Source organism: Prochlorococcus sp. MIT 1327 (assembly GCF_047304785.1).
Lineage (GTDB): Bacteria > Cyanobacteriota > Cyanobacteriia > PCC-6307 > Cyanobiaceae > Prochlorococcus > Prochlorococcus marinus_D.
This window is the reverse complement of sequence record NZ_CP138972.1, coordinates 1842143-1856928: the sequence shown is the minus strand read 5'-3', so window position 1 is coordinate 1856928 and position 14786 is coordinate 1842143. Positions and strand designations below refer to the sequence as shown.

Genomic DNA, 14786 nt, shown 5'->3' with positions numbered 1-14786 from the left:
TTTCCAGTCATACTTGAGAACTTCACGATTTGACGCTCTTGTTAATAGCGGAAGCGTTTAATTACTTTTGCTGGTTCATGGTTAGAACCCTCTTGATAGAGGATCCATTGGTTCGTTTCTAGATCATGGTCACAGCCAAATTCAAGGCTTTCCTTATAGGATTCCCATTTTATGAAGTGGCAGGCTTGGTCTGCTTCAAAGGCTGAACGGTAACTAGTAAAAAATAAAAAAAGCATCACGCCAGCGGCGAGAACAATAATGGTAACGAAGCTGACTTTCATGTTTGCTCTGATCTGTGTCTTAAGTGCAAGGATGATATTGGCATAGATGATGGAGTATTGGCTGAGATGAAGTCAGTTCTTGATTTTAATACAATCAACGGCACCTTTTTTCAATCTTAGGATAAATCTGATGTTTGACACTGCCGCATAAAGTTTGTCTATTCTTTATATCTTTATCACCTCTCCCTTTGGGATAAGAACAATACCAACAACAGTGTTCCCCAGATTGGTAATAGATAAATAGCGGTAAAAACCCCCATTACGAAAACAGTAGAGGCAACAATTATTGCGGCTCCGATTCCAGCCCAAAGTAACCAGCGACGTAGTCTTTTCTGCCATACTTGCCCGGTTAGTCGATCTAGTTGATTCTGTAGCTGCCTACGTTCTTCAGTCATCTCCTGCAGACGGCTCTGATGCCAGGAGACTGAGTTTCGAGCTGATGATTCAACGACCTTTTTCTGTATACCTCCCAAGAAATCTGAGGAGCCAGAAAACATTGAGCGCACACTAACCGCTTGAGCTTGAATGAGTGCACGGCTGGTTTCGCCGATTGCTCGATCGACCCTCTCTAGTCGAGCCTGCAATGACTGCACAGGGTCAGCATTGCGCGAGAGGTCGATCCTTTGCAGCGCGACGACTTTGTTGGGTCTGCTAAAAATCCCTTGAATGAGGCGCAAATGGTTGGTTCCGGACCCTTACATTATGGGTTTGCTCGTCAACACGTTCTCTCGCTAGGCCTCTATGGTCCTCCACTGGTTGCGAGCTTCAGCCATGGATGTGTTTAGTCTGCCTGAGTCGGCTTAAATGCAGGTTTTTTAGAATCTGTCCAGCCGCGCTAAAACACCATTGGTAGTGCCTGGGGGAGTGTAAACACTCCAGCGCATCCACTCATGACGTTCTTTTTGCTGCTGACTAAAACTGAATTAGAGCCAAGGACAGGGTGATGGATGGAGAGGTCCGGTCCTAAAAGGCTTTAGGGGCCTACTTTGTGGGCCCCCGCTAACCACGGTTGGAGTCATGCAATGGCAAGCCAAAGCTCAGATAGCAAACGAAAACCCAGGCAATCAGTTTCTTATTCAACAAACGATGCCCTTAAAGCTGACTACCGTGAGATTCGTCGCCTGGATTTGAAAAAACTGCTTGGGGTATTGCTCTATAGACGTGAACGTATGGAGCGTGAATTAGAAGCAATTAAGGCAGCCTTGAGCACATTGGAAGATCAGATGCAGAGAAATGTCGCTTATGAGCAGCTCTCTATCTGTGATAAATCCTCTCCTTAATCACCATTAATTTTTTGTTATTATTAATTTAGACACCATAAGACGTTCTAGAATTTTTCAGCTGTGATTCGTATTTCTTCTGCTTTCCTTTGGAGGGTTCTGCGCAAGATGGCACGAGATAATCTAATCGGAGCTGAGTAAATAAGCCTTTCCTCATCGCCCTTCCTATACAGGTTCATGCTTTTGAGGGCATGCCTAACGACGACACCCTTTAGAATGTATCATTCATTTGATAGGTGACCTTCTTCAGGCACTTTCATATACTTCTTTGCGATCAACTCTGTAAGAAATATTCTCTTGTTATTGTGCTAATGTAATGATACCAAGGGTAAGTTGTTCCTTTTTATTATTTTTTTAGATAAATGGATGGAGTCGTTTTCTCTACAGCTTCTTTCTCAAATTTGTCCTTTGATAACTGGGTTATGGCCATTCGTCGAAGTAGTCTTGATCTGCTAGGGAGCTCTGTTGATCGTTTTGAATTTTGCCCTCTGCTCGATCGATTGAGCTCAAGGATTTCTCAACATAGGTTCTTACGTAAGCAGCTCGCTTCTGTTGGTAATGCATGTGACGAAGGGTACGAGTTAACTCATGCCGTCGAACACGTCGCCACTGATGCATGAATCGTTCGAGAATTGTTGGACGGCGACGGCTCATCGATCTAGTCGCTTCCTAAACCATATTGTATTCATTTTTCTTGGTGCAGTGAAGACTGCTGCAAGATCATTTGCTGATGGTTGCAGATGGCTAATCAAAGGGCAGGCATTGCTCGTCATCGATGATGCATCCTGTGGTGCTCTCGCGATCACAAGGGTGTTGAGCAGAGTGGGCTTGCGCCGCTCTCCTATGACCAGGTTGTTATCTGTTTGCTGGTGATGTAGGCAGTACTGCTCAAATTCACGGTCATCAGGAGGTGAAGCGGCTCAACTCGAGGCTTCACAACATCAGTAAGGTTTGAAGCCTGCACATAAGCGTCGAAGAACGTCACATGTGGCCTTTCACGGAAGATAGGTATGGGAGTGAAGTGAAGTCGTATCAGTGGACCCCTGCTTAGAAATGCTTTAGGCAGGCTTGCTGTACGAGGGAAGTCAATCAGCTCCAGCTGAACTCCATAGCGATCCCTTCTTCGAGGTTACGTTTTACTGGGCAGGTATCAACCACCCTTTGAAGCAGTTTGACCTGTTCATCGCTCAGCTCAGGCGGCATGCTAATTCGAAGTTTCAGGGCTTTGATACTGCGCTGGCCTTCACTGGTCATGATCTTCTCAACCTCAACTGCTGCGCCCTCGATTCTCCAGCCCTTGCGACGGGCAGTGATGCCCATCACGGTGAGCACGCAGGTGCCAAGAGCTGTTGCGACTAGGTCTGTAGGTGAGAAGGCCTCGCCCTTGCCTTCGTGATCGATAGGGGCATCGGTGCTAAGACGATCCCCAGAGGGGGTATGTAGGGCTTCACAGCGCAGATTGCCCTTGTAGCAACATGAGATTGTGGTCATCGTCATTCGGCTCTGAACTGATTATTCTGCGATTGGATGTCTTTGAGAACCTCATCGAATAAAAAATCAAAGGCCCCAGTAGCCTGCAACGATTAATTAAACTCTTGATCAAATCAAGGTTGATTTGATCTGATCATCTTGGATTCAACCTCAAGTAAGCCCAATTGCTATGGCGCTCATTGTTTAAGGCCTACTAACTAGAGATGGATCAATACAAATCAGGCTTTTGTATCGGCCCATTCAAATATCCTGTTGGTATGGAAAAGAAAAAACAAGAGGAGACTTCACCTCCAGATCAAAACCACCCCCTCTATGCGAGTGATCGTGATCGAGTTGATGCTCTCTTAGGGCATAAGGGGCATCCCAACGAAGACCAGCTCACCACGGCAGCGATGCTTCTAAACCGTTACGACGGCTTTCAAGGTGCGATGGACTTGCAGGAAGATCTGACAAAGGTGGTTAAGAGTTGGGGTTTTGATCGTGAGGCCCTTAATGCCAAGACCAGAGCGATCTGGTCCAGTGGTTGGCGACCAGGCACTGCCACTTCTGGCGATGACGTTGGCTCAGGGGCCGACGTCGTTGACAAGGAGACCTGATTGGTACCGCCGCTCAAGGTTGATACTGCTATTGATGTTCCCCTTGCATCGATGAGCGCTGCTTACCAGGAAGGCAGGAGACTGACCCCACGCGAAATGGTTAGATCCCATGCTTTTCCCGTATTGGCTGCTTTAAGTACTATCAGCCTCATCGTGATCGCCTGGTCGCTTATCCCAATTTCTAGACAGGCAGCCCGTTGGAACGGATGTTTTGAGGAATCCTTACGCTGGCAACGTAGGGACTTCCCAAAGGAGTCCAAAACGATTTCGAAGTTGTGGGCGACTCGCTACTGCAATGGTGGCTCTCTACCAATGCCAAGGAAGTAAACGAAGCCTCACCGTTTTTGCGTAAGTTGCAAGAATTGATTGGGCCTGATAAGCCGTTTGAGCATCCTATTTAGATGGAAATTCGATGAGTAGTTCCCAGAGAATACCAATGCCTTGACAGATATCAGATTTTAATTCTTTAGAAAGGATGCGAACGCCTACTGAATTAATCCAAGGCACAACTTCTTTCGCATATTCAGAAACTCCTTCAAAGTTAGTAAAGGTTCTCTGTTGATAAGCAAGTACAAATTAGCCATGAAGAGAACCTTTAGGGCTCTGCTTAGATAAAAAGTTGAAAGAGTTTCTTCGAGTGTCTATGTTATCAGCTTAAGATCATTTTCTGTGTATTTAGTATAACAAAAAAACATCTATGTGTAAGTTGTGATTTTGATTTTATTTGAACAGCCTCTCTATGAGCTTCATCCATTATTGCATGAAGCTCATAGAGTATGATTTTGTTGAGCTAAACTTTTAAGTGTATACTTGATTGCGATTGTTTTGATTTTAGTTGGCTTTAATCTTACCCTCTAGCCAGTCGCAATCATTGAAGATAAAAATTCCGGGATTGGAAGTTTAGCCATGAGTGAAGAAAGAAGATCCATATTGAACTTGTGGACCGCTGGAATGGTGCGATCCAGAATAAAAATTGCTAGGTATGGAATGTTCATCGCGATTTGCCAACGCCATTTGAAGGTCAGGATCCCCCAGGCCTTTTTGGCGTAAGCCTTTTGAGGATCAGTAAGGCGCTCCCATCTCTGATTGCCAAAAGCGGTGATCCGTTCCTTGAGAGAGGCTTGAGACAGTGAACCTGTTGACTGCATTTTATGTTCTGAGATGGAGGCCTTTATAGCACATAGGGGTTTTTACCCATGCCTGATGAGCCTTGGCTGCTGATTCACGGGGATGTTGTTCAGGCAGATACATGGCTAGAATGAGTAACTGATTTAATCAAGCTTGCTTGTGCCTGATCTCTCAAATGGCTTAGATCCCTTCTCTCCTTGGGGAATCGCACTTTTAACTTTTGGGGTGATCTTTACCTTTTGTATTCCCTTCTTTTTGATTAAAAGTGATGATTTTAACCCAGACAAAGGTAGCAAAGCCTATCAGGATGAGATGAGAGCAAAAAAGATAGCTAGTCTCTATCCGAAAAAACCTTAGCCTAAGAAATACCCTAATAGCTATCAATCCAATTCTACTTTGCACCAGCATTGATAGTGCTGACTTACGTATGCTTTACCATAAGAGTCTGGTCAATAGTTATGGATTTTTTATTGTCTAGTTTTTCTGTTAGCTAGACTTACTGATTAATTGATAAGTCAAATTGCTTTAGATTTTTTATGAAGTCATTTTTTTTGGTACAAAGAATTTTAATCTGATAAATGCGTAGATATCAATAAGCTGGCATTTTTTGGCCTTAAAGTTAGTGATAGGTGTTGCGGTTAGAGAGTTTTCAGATGATAGAAATTAGCGCAGTATTGATGGCATTGCTATCTATAGGGATTTGATCTCTTCACGCGCCTTGCATCGATCAAGGAACTTATTCCAAGCTTTTGGCCACCTCCAGCGAACGATTAGAGCCAAATAGAAGAGGTAGGCCATCCCCTCCACGGGATGCTTGATAATCGATAAGAGAGATAGTGCCTGTTCGACTGGTGACGCCATTAACGACTCTGTGCGTTACCCATAATTAGACGGTAATCGTAGGAATGGCTCAAAACTGTTTCTAACTGTCGTAGCTTCACATGACTCCATTGGCGAGCTCTTGGCTTTTGTTGAACTTGAACTGAAGAAAAAAATCTAGCCGATCTTTCTGCTCTTTTTATTCGTGGCAGAGATGAGATGCGCCTTCTCCTGGCCATCTATAAGATCCCCTTGGATAGTACAAATATTGCTTCGAGCATGAAGTTCTCGTTTTTTGGGGCCGCTAAGCGCCGACTGGAAACCTCTTCAATTCAGTACCCTAGGCGACTTTCATCAGAGGCCTGGGGAGATCGCTCTGGCCAGGCCTATGGCTGTTTAAGCATTCTTATGTGTCATTGTCTGAGCAGTTACTTTCTTAGTGAGCCAAAAGCAATCATCAACCCCTTTCCTGTATAGGAAAGGCTTTTTCTGTAAAGGGTTCAATCTTTTTATGATTAGCCAGTTTTGTGGAAGGATTTATATCTCTTTATTGCTAAATGGTTTTTGCTGTGAAATTTGATTAGAAAAGGCTATTGGGATGAAGAGCCAATGGACAGCTCAATTCTTTGTCGATATTGCGGAAAAGAGATTTGTTCTGACTACCAATGGGAAAAGGAGGCCTTGTTGATCAATAAAAGTTGCATGGAATGCCTTGACAAAATTGAAAATGGTGAATTAATCATTCAACGCAGTATCTCAACGACTAATAAGCAATGTGGTGAATGAGGGCCCGTGTTGTCCTTTCTTCCAACAAGGCAAGCAAGGAAACTGTTTCCCTGTAAGCAGATTGATTTATTCTCTTGACAGCTTGCAGAATGTTTGATTATAGTCCAGGTAATTGTACGGTGTTGTCTATTTTCTTTGCGTCCTTGAAATGCTATATATTGTGCTTCAGCATTCAACTTTGTCTTGGGCTCATATTGTGGAACATAAGAGAAATACAGAAGTCGTTCTCTATTGGCCTTTTGACAGTTGATCTGGTTAATTGTTTGGCTTTTGTATCTTTACTCTAATGATTGATTCTTTTATGCCAAGTATCTTTAATAGTTTTTTGACCATTGAAGGGGACTTTTCTTTTGCTACCCCTGTTTTAATATTGTTGAAAAGGCTTTTTCGCTAGAGACTTATGCATTTTTTTGTTGCTCTTCTTTATAGGCCTGAGCGCTATATTTACGAGTTTTTCAACGTTTCCTACAGTTGATTGTACAGACTGTTAACTCTTTTCTTATTCACGCCTAGATCTGAAACACCAACTCTTGAAGCTGATCGAACTTGGATAACCTTTTCGTTTGGTATTTGAAGAATCTCCAGGTCATCTGGGAATCGAAAAAGTAAGCTTCTAACAACAGCATGCCAATAATTGTTTGTTTGCTCGAGGACCTTAGTTCTTGGTAGTTGAGACGCAATGCCTATAAGATTCTCATAGGACTTCTTCACTTCGCTGACTTCCCATTCAACCAGCACACAGTTTGTGTCAACTGCGCATTCGGATAGCCTTCCTTCCCCAGAGAATGCCATGGCGGGATTACTGTGAATGGTGATGAGCGTTATCAAAAGGCAAGGAATCAGACTGTATGCTAGACGTTTCATTGAAAAGTAATCATTTAAGAGAAACCTACAGGTTTTAGGCTGTTGTCAGGCCGTATTTTAAGAACACAACTTTGTCTGATGTCTCAATTGCAGCAATGAGTGATAGTTGGCATCCTCCGATGACCGTTCAAAAACCTCTTTCAGACAACGTCTCTGCATCGATGCAAGAGCCCGACCGTAAAGACCAGAACCTCAATCCGATTGAAGGGTTTGGATCTCACTCTTATGTGGTTTTGGCTACTTTATGTACTGTTAGCTTGATCGTTATTGCCTGGTCTCTTGTTCCAATCTCTAGGCAGGCAACACGCTGGAACGGATGTTTTCAGGAGTCTTTTCGTTGGGACCGCAGAACGTTCCCAACGGATCCACAGTTGGTTTCGAAGTTGTGGGCGACTCGCTACTGCAATGGTGGATCACTATCAATGCCTAGGGAGTAGTCGCTGCTGGCTTTGATGCAGAGTCACCATGGTTGCACTCAGCCTCGATTTCTTTTGAGGTGCTCTCATGGATCAAATTAACTGCGGATGAGCAGGATCACCTTTGAATGGACCGACCACTTGGGATGTGATCCATCCTCCATAGAATTGTCCGGGTTGGGGGATCACTGTCTCTCCATTGACGCTGCAATGATCCATGCGTCCGGGGTATAGCGCGTACCAGCCCGTAAGGGCCCTAAATGTTGGGGTGGGATCTGGATATGACCAGATTGCGCCCTCGAGACGTTTGTCTGCAATCACCAGATCCCAGTAGTTTGCGATTCCCTTCCATTCGCAGAAACTGCTGCGACGGCTGCGTATCAGTAGATCCTTCCGCATCGCCTTTGGAGGAAGATAGTAGGTGGGTGGATGGAATGTCTCCAGCACACGCAGGCAGTCATGGGTTTCGCAGATACGCGTACCGAGGGCCTCCACAATCACGTGGTCTGAGCAGGCCACAAGAGCTGGCGGACGTGGGTAATCAGCAACAATTTCAAGGCTCATTAGCTCTCCGTTGAGAAAGTGACTTTGGTTCAGGGGGTGAGTGATGACATTTGAGCCTGGTTGCACATGCCAGAGATGTCGTGGACTGGGCTTTGACAAAAGGGTTAAAAACCAGGCCTTTTAAGCAGAATTGGTTTGTCGCAAGGATGACGCCAGAAGCTGCCAAATGATTAGCGTTCGAGACTCTCTCGCAGTAGTCGCCAACCTAGGGCGGAAGCTTCAGCGGCGAAGCTTTCTCTTTCTTCGCACATAAAACCATGATCGGCTCCAATGATCTCTACGTAGCGCAGTCGCTCTTCATCAGGATCTTGCATGCGTAATGCCGTTTGGATTGCTTGCCGATCTGAAGTTGGGATCAACGGATCTGCTGTACCGCACAGACATGTCAGTCGGCCTGAGACTTGCGGCAATAATTCGAGGCTTGGTGCACCACCTCCCGGGCGGGTTTTGCTTACACCGGCACCATAAAAATTGAAGGTTTCGCTCACCTCGGTCATGGTTGCAGTGATCAGAGCAGCGTGTCCGCCGAAACAGAAGCCAATCACAGTGATTTGTGGTTGATCAAGCTGTTTGTTAAGCCAGCCAATAGCTGTGTAAGTATCGGTAAGGATTTGCTCCATTGAGGTTGAGTCCTTGTGTCGACGACCTTCGATCAGGTTGTCTTCGCTATAGCCAAGTTCTAGCTCCGGTGCGGTGCGAGAAAATAGAGGCATCGCCAGGGCTGGGATGCCTTTGGTGGCGAGGCGATCGGCCACACTGCGAACCCAGTTATTGACTCCGAAGATTTCTGGTAACACCAGGGCAACACGATTCGGCCCTTCAACGATTTCATCACGACCTTGACTCGGTTTTGACCACCAGCAGCGCAGGGGGACCGTGCCTTCTTTGATCACAATCCATTCGCTTTTCATTTGAGTAGCTGTTTCATGAGTCGTCGGTGTGAAGCCTTCTGCCAGATTTCTGCAGTATGGGGCCTTTAGCTGGCTGATCTAGGAGTTGCTTTGCCTAGATCATTGGGTTGATGTGCCAGGCTTTCTAGGAGTGGGTGGTTTGCCTTGATAAGGGCTTTTGTGATCTTGTTTAGATCACCCTTGAGTTAGACTACGATTGGGATGTTGAGGATTGAACTCGACCTATTCTAACTTCTGTTCCAACTCATGACCCACACTCACGTGAACCTACCCAAGGTTCCTCACAAGATCAAACAAACGAATACGAAACAAGAGATCATCTCCTTTTATCGTATTCTTGAACATGATCTGAGTGAGATACAACAACAACAGACCATTCTGTTCGTACTACTTGGTTTGTTGGTCTGTTTACTCGTCATCTGAGTACTTCTTACCTACCGTTGATCCGGTGGGTTTTTTCATGTGACCGTTTACCGAGAAGACCCATTCCTAAGATCCACCAAAAGGAGACAGTACTGGAAGGTAAGGGAGTAATTCTGTCTTACAGTAAGAGTCCTCATGTTTATTACTACCGGGAACTCATACCTGGTACCAAAACCTACAGGACAAAGAAGATTGAGGGTGTAGATAATATTGAGGATGGTAAGAAGAAAGTATTGGATATCTATTCAGAATTCAGAGGTCGACCACCATCTACTCCATCAACACAGAGATCACTCGATAAGAAACTTAGAACCCAGTCGATTGAACAGTCCGTAGAAAACTTCCTACAACATCTACACGAAAAACAAGATTCCGGTATAATTACATGGGGTACGTACAGAAAGAAGAGGAGTGTACTGATCAATCATCTGATACCGTACCTCAAAGGAAAGGGAATCACGAAGACAAGGCAAATAGATGACGACACATTCACTGATTACTTGATATACCGTAAGAATAAGACGAAACTAACGATACATAATGACATCACTGTAATCAAAAACTTTCTTTCAGAGTGGTTATTGAAGAAGAGACTGATCGAACCGGAAGTGGTAATGAATAAAAAACTGTTCCCAATGGTCAGGATACAAATGTCTGATCTCATGAGTAACCCTCCTATAACAGACCGAGATTGGAAGACAATCAACACTGAGATCAGGAGGTGGGTAAAGGAGTCGACTAACAATCCAAACCACCGGTCACATCTCTGGAGGACGGTATTTTGGACCTTTACATTGATCATGAAGAATGGAGGGTTTAGACCTGAAGAGTTGATGAAGTTGAGGTGGAATCAGATTGAGATCGTAGATGTAGGGAGAATCAGTGAAACAATGAAACAGGAAGAGATAGAGGACCTTAGAAGTGAAGGTATCGAAATAGAAGATGATGGGACTATTGATGACGGTGGTTGGGTAGATAGTACGAAGACGATTGGTCGTGAACAAAGACTGATCTCTTACATCACCGTCAAATCAGGTAAGACAGGATCAATTCGAGAAGTTCCAACTAACTCTGGTTCTGTATTCGTACGATTCAAGGATTATCTAAATAGGTACTACCGAGATCATTACTCTAATAGAGAGGTGAAAGGTAATGATCTGGTATTCGGAAATATCAACAATGAATGTAAACCCTACTCTTACTCAATGTACGGTCTTTATTGGTCCACGATTATCGGAAGAGTAAAGGATAAGTTGGAGGGGAATAAATTTACTGATGAGAACTACACCATCTATTCCATGAGATCTACCTTTATCACGAATAAACTAACCGAAGGTCTTGACATCTTTCTACTCTCACGGATCACTGGTCACGATGTGAAGGTCCTAATAAAACACTATGAACGGATGGACATTAGGAAAAGAAGTGAAGAGATTACCAAGATTGACTACGGTAAGAGACGTAAAGATCAACCCGTCATCAATCTATTTGACAACTAAACACACATACACTACAAACAATGATCAACATACAAATAACAGAGTCAACATTCAGGATCAACCTACCAACGGACATGGGTCAACGACTGTTGATAAAGAATCCAAGGTGTACGAGTACTGTCAGTGACAGTAGAACGACGTTGGAATACCCTCGACAGGAGATCGTACCTCTCACATCCTTTCTCAAGTACAGACGGTCACACACTCATCAGGAGTAGTTCGTTCGTACCTGTTTGTGACAACGTTGGAAAAATTGGGTATGGTCGGTTCAAAGGAAATTAGATCATGGAGTGGTAAGACTGAAGGAAGGATTTATCAACTCAACTAAGTACAATGTCTGGGATCAGTTCAGGATTGAGAACGATCTACCACTTGACCCTCAGACATCAGGACCAGTTGTAGGAGATTTAGATATTGAAGAGATTCGTGATTCCCATTACCTTTACTCTTAGCCTTAATATATATTAGCCTTAATATATACTTTTGATATTGACATTGATATCCTTCTAGTTAGGATTGATTGTAATTCAAAATTAGAGTCAGTGCAGCGTTCCTTACGCCTTCCTCTGTCGCTTGCTGGTGCTGCTGCTCTTGCTTTAGCTGGCTCTCCCATCCAACCATTAGCTGCTCAAGAGAAAGAAGGAAGTGCCGCAGATCTAGGCGTGATGGAGATCAATCTCAAAGACGCTGTTCAGTTCAACTGGGGTTTTCAAGGCGCACTGCAAGGAGCAGGCACGCCGAACCAAGCTGGTATTGGTGCCTTTCTGCCGATTGCTGTTGGTGAGAACAGCGTTTGGTTTATTGATGCTCTAGCCAATGCCAACTTCGCTGACCGTGAGGGTGAAAGCAGCATTGTTAATACCGATGTCGCGGGTACCACGATCAGCACCTCAACCAGGCTTGGTTACCGCTGGCTCAATGGTGATCGCTCTTGGATGTATGGGCTGAATGCTGGTTATGACACCCGAACGCTGAAATCTGGCAACGCCGATACAGACATCCCTGTCTTTAATAAGCAAACGATCTTTTTCAACCAGATCGCCGTTAACGCAGAGGCGGTCTCCAATGGCTGGACCTTCAACGGTTATGGGCTTATTCCTGTTGGCGATGTGGAGCAGAAGCTCAATAGCGTTTACCAAGCTGGTGCAATGAACACCTACGGATTGGATGCTGGATATTTTATCTCTCCAGTTCTAAAAGCATCAGTTGGTTATTACTACCAACACCGTGACCAAGAAGATGTTGATGGTTCTGGTGTACGTGGACGCTTGGATTATGAGATCAGCAGTGGCTTAACAGCAGGCTTAAATGTCTCCTACGACGAGGCGTTCGATACGAGAGTATCAACAGACGTGAAAGTTCGCTTTGGTGGCGCAGCAACAACAAAACAACGCAAAGAAGTTCAGCAACTGCCTGTGATCAATGCCTTAACATCAACACCAAGCAACAGAGATGTACGGGTACACGACGACACATTCTGTCCGCCCCTTGATTATGATGATTTCTACCCAGAGCCACCAACCCCATGCCAACAAGAACAGATTGATGAAACTCGCCAATGGTGCGATGAGTGGACAGAAGGTGTTGGCGATGCCCAGTGGAATCAGCAATGCGCCCCTCTTTACGAAGAGCCTTGGATTAATTATTGATATTCACATCTTGGAATGTCGAAGCAAAATTTAACTGAATGAGCGGCGCCAGCCCTAATGCAGTCGGAGATGCAAGATATTTATTTAATCACTGCCTAATCACGCCTAAATGCCATCCGATACCTGGCACCTTCTAGCGAATTAAATACTTATGCTGGCGTACAGTTGATCGATGCTAACCCTGGTAATATATACTGGGCAATACTAAGCCAGTTATAAACTTATATTCTATTAGTACCAACTTTACTCCTGACCTAAACCCATTACAAACAATACAAATCAGACCATACCCTCCTACTGTATAAGGAGAGACAGCCTAAGTCCGACATAATAGGGAGAGAGAGAGTAAGAAACAACAATACATAGACTCCATTACTAATGTCCATGTAGAAGGACATTCTGTAATTACTACATCCACTGACTCTGTCTTACAGAATTATGTGAATCTTAGTTGTACTACAAACTCCAACACGAAACGGAACGTAGTGGAGTGAAGTCTGAACAACTCTGATTCATCCGATACTACTGTTAGGAGTAGTCAATAAAACTAACTCAATAACCAATACCTCGATGTTACAAAACTCATGAGGTAATACTTCATTCATTCCTTAGTGGAGTGAAGGTGGGAGTTAGGAACAGATATAGGAAGAAGGGTGGACTTCCTAATATCTTACAGGTTCAAGTCCTGTATCCCACTATTCCATCTACCCAAACCACAACAATAAACCTTATGAACTACCAACCTAAAGTAACGAATCAAGGTAAACAACTCAAGGTAAATAAATCAACAAACTATCTCATGCCTCCATACCGTAAACCCACAACAAAAGAACAACAACAGTATGAACAGTCTAAACAACTTTCCATACTTCCTATTCTTCAACCAACACCACAACAACTAATTCAACACCAACAGGTACAGAAACCTAATCAGGTAGTAAAGACTAAACCTACTACTAAACAAACTACAAAGACTAAACCTCAATCCAATACTACTAAACCTACTCCTCCCAAGAAGGATCTAAAGAAACAAAAGGAGGAAATGTTGGACTGGTTGAATAACGTAAAGATACAGTAGTTCTACTTATCGTTCTTATCCATCCTGTTGTTGATGAGATAAATCCACATCATGAAACTTCCGAGAATGACAACACTTACAACTGTCGTATTACCGGAGAGGATAGTAAACATTATTTAGTCGGTTCTTTTCTGTTTATTAGTCTTACCACTACCGTTATAACTACAAGAACTAGGAACAAATCACCAACGATAATTGTACCAAGTAAGGATGTACCGAGGTGTATGTCCATGACTGTCTAATCTTTATCCGTTTATACCCAATTAAAATACTAATGTCAATAAAAGATGTACATACACTCAGACTTTATAGGTAATCCTACCAAGACAAAACAACCTATACCTTATTACCCAATCCGTCTACGTAAGAGATTGGAGGAAGGTGAGGTAGAACCAATTGAATCAACAACCAACAACTACGAACTCCATACAATGATGGTGTCTAAGGAACTACGGACACACTCACGGTTTATTTTCAGTAAAGACAGTACTCACCTTGGTTTCTAATTAGTAGTCTTCTCACCCTCCAATCCTTATCAAATTTCCAACATAGTCATACCAATGGATTACAGGATCATCATTTTTAGTTAATCTCAGGAGAAATCCTGTCTATGACTACAGTTCTTTATTCACTACTTATGACGAGTTTGTATTTATGTGGGTTAGTACAGTTTATACAAATAGAATTATGGAAAAATCAGTTAAATGCCCCAATGTATTGATCTAATCCATATTGGTTTCTCTTCTTCCAATCTTTTAGTGTTTCACCAGAACCAGAACCATGTGGACTATCTTCTTTTACACTATCAATAGGACTAATATAGGGATTACCTACTAAACCTCCACTAACACTCTTCAACTCCTCACTGGATAGTTCCTCGTCGACTTGTTCATTCTCTTTAGGGTCAGTCATAGGTGTAAATACTCTAAATACAGTCTAATCATTGATTGAGGTTTCTACCGGAAAATAAAATCAAACGAAAAGAAGGTTAGTGACGGAAG

At 43.6% G+C, this 14786-nt stretch carries 17 protein-coding genes; 8 read left to right on the top strand and 9 right to left on the bottom strand.

Annotation, left to right across the window (positions count from 1 at the left end; genetic code table 11):
* Positions 1–41: 41 nt before the first annotated feature.
* Together SIB80_RS09245 and SIB80_RS09240 are read right to left on the bottom strand one after the other, a co-directional pair.
* Positions 42–281 carry a hypothetical protein gene (locus tag SIB80_RS09245; RefSeq protein WP_063419209.1) on the bottom strand — a complete coding sequence of 80 codons (240 nt, stop codon included), beginning with the start codon at positions 279–281 and terminating at the stop codon, positions 42–44.
* A gap of 176 nt (positions 282–457) precedes the next feature.
* On the bottom strand, positions 458–958 hold the full coding sequence (locus SIB80_RS09240) for a hypothetical protein (protein ID WP_063419210.1): 501 nt from the start codon (positions 956–958) through the stop codon (positions 458–460).
* A gap of 345 nt (positions 959–1303) precedes the next feature.
* Here SIB80_RS09240 and SIB80_RS09235 point away from each other — a divergent pair, with 345 nt between their 5' ends.
* The gene (locus SIB80_RS09235) at positions 1304–1561 is read left to right on the top strand and encodes a lactate dehydrogenase (protein WP_236065956.1); all 258 of its coding nucleotides are present in this window, start codon (positions 1304–1306) and stop codon (positions 1559–1561) included.
* A gap of 420 nt (positions 1562–1981) precedes the next feature.
* Here the strand turns inward: SIB80_RS09235 and SIB80_RS09230 are convergent, their stop codons facing one another.
* The gene (locus tag SIB80_RS09230; RefSeq protein ID WP_063403176.1) at positions 1982–2215 is read right to left on the bottom strand and encodes a hypothetical protein; all 234 of its coding nucleotides are present in this window, start codon (positions 2213–2215) and stop codon (positions 1982–1984) included.
* A 435-nt stretch (positions 2216–2650) separates the two neighbouring features.
* Positions 2651–3058 (bottom strand): OsmC family protein, encoded by a 408-nt coding sequence (locus SIB80_RS09225; protein ID WP_063403178.1) that lies wholly within the window; start codon positions 3056–3058, stop codon positions 2651–2653.
* A 251-nt stretch (positions 3059–3309) separates the two neighbouring features.
* On the opposite strand from SIB80_RS09225, the gene SIB80_RS09220 reads away from it, so the two are divergent.
* The 3 genes from SIB80_RS09220 (at position 3310) to SIB80_RS09210 (ending at position 5133) form a co-directional block, all read left to right on the top strand.
* A complete protein-coding gene (locus SIB80_RS09220) occupies positions 3310–3648 on the top strand; it encodes a DUF3288 family protein (RefSeq protein WP_041384454.1) in 339 nt (112 codons plus the stop codon).
* 51 nt (positions 3649–3699) lie between these two features.
* On the top strand, positions 3700–3975 hold the full coding sequence (locus SIB80_RS09215; RefSeq protein ID WP_236065957.1) for an Ets-domain-containing protein: 276 nt from the start codon (positions 3700–3702) through the stop codon (positions 3973–3975).
* Positions 3976–4935: 960 nt separating this feature from the next.
* The gene (locus tag SIB80_RS09210) at positions 4936–5133 is read left to right on the top strand and encodes a hypothetical protein (RefSeq protein ID WP_205909643.1); all 198 of its coding nucleotides are present in this window, start codon (positions 4936–4938) and stop codon (positions 5131–5133) included.
* A 333-nt stretch (positions 5134–5466) separates the two neighbouring features.
* Here the strand turns inward: SIB80_RS09210 and SIB80_RS09205 are convergent, their stop codons facing one another.
* Together SIB80_RS09205 and SIB80_RS09200 are read right to left on the bottom strand one after the other, a co-directional pair.
* The gene (locus SIB80_RS09205; RefSeq protein WP_169189800.1) at positions 5467–5637 is read right to left on the bottom strand and encodes a hypothetical protein; all 171 of its coding nucleotides are present in this window, start codon (positions 5635–5637) and stop codon (positions 5467–5469) included.
* A 1209-nt stretch (positions 5638–6846) separates the two neighbouring features.
* Positions 6847–7245, bottom strand: coding sequence for a DUF1499 domain-containing protein (locus tag SIB80_RS09200; RefSeq protein WP_205909642.1), 399 nt, complete (start codon positions 7243–7245; stop codon positions 6847–6849).
* Between the two features lie 119 nt (positions 7246–7364).
* On the opposite strand from SIB80_RS09200, the gene SIB80_RS09195 reads away from it, so the two are divergent.
* The gene (locus SIB80_RS09195; protein WP_236065958.1) at positions 7365–7682 is read left to right on the top strand and encodes an Ets-domain-containing protein; all 318 of its coding nucleotides are present in this window, start codon (positions 7365–7367) and stop codon (positions 7680–7682) included.
* A gap of 72 nt (positions 7683–7754) precedes the next feature.
* Here SIB80_RS09195 and SIB80_RS09190 read toward each other — a convergent pair whose 3' ends face one another.
* Together SIB80_RS09190 and SIB80_RS09185 are read right to left on the bottom strand one after the other, a co-directional pair.
* On the bottom strand, positions 7755–8225 hold the full coding sequence (locus tag SIB80_RS09190; RefSeq protein ID WP_063419262.1) for a DUF427 domain-containing protein: 471 nt from the start codon (positions 8223–8225) through the stop codon (positions 7755–7757).
* A gap of 170 nt (positions 8226–8395) precedes the next feature.
* Complete coding sequence (locus tag SIB80_RS09185) at positions 8396–9136, bottom strand: dienelactone hydrolase family protein (protein ID WP_063419216.1); 741 nt, start codon at positions 9134–9136, stop codon at positions 8396–8398.
* 440 nt (positions 9137–9576) lie between these two features.
* Here SIB80_RS09185 and SIB80_RS09180 point away from each other — a divergent pair, with 440 nt between their 5' ends.
* The 3 genes from SIB80_RS09180 (at position 9577) to SIB80_RS09170 (ending at position 13785) form a co-directional block, all read left to right on the top strand.
* Positions 9577–11058, top strand: a complete 1482-nt coding sequence (locus SIB80_RS09180) for a tyrosine-type recombinase/integrase (protein WP_063419217.1) — start codon at positions 9577–9579, stop codon at positions 11056–11058.
* Positions 11059–11600: 542 nt separating this feature from the next.
* Entirely contained in the window at positions 11601–12707 is a 1107-nt protein-coding gene (locus SIB80_RS09175) for a carbamoyl-phosphate synthase (RefSeq protein ID WP_236065959.1), read from the top strand.
* 730 nt (positions 12708–13437) lie between these two features.
* Positions 13438–13785: a hypothetical protein gene (locus SIB80_RS09170; protein ID WP_169189799.1), complete on the top strand. Its 348-nt coding sequence runs from the start codon at positions 13438–13440 to the stop codon at positions 13783–13785.
* A 696-nt stretch (positions 13786–14481) separates the two neighbouring features.
* Here SIB80_RS09170 and SIB80_RS09165 read toward each other — a convergent pair.
* Positions 14482–14697 (bottom strand): hypothetical protein, encoded by a 216-nt coding sequence (locus SIB80_RS09165; protein ID WP_063419219.1) that lies wholly within the window; start codon positions 14695–14697, stop codon positions 14482–14484.
* Between the last annotated feature and the right edge of the window lie 89 nt (positions 14698–14786).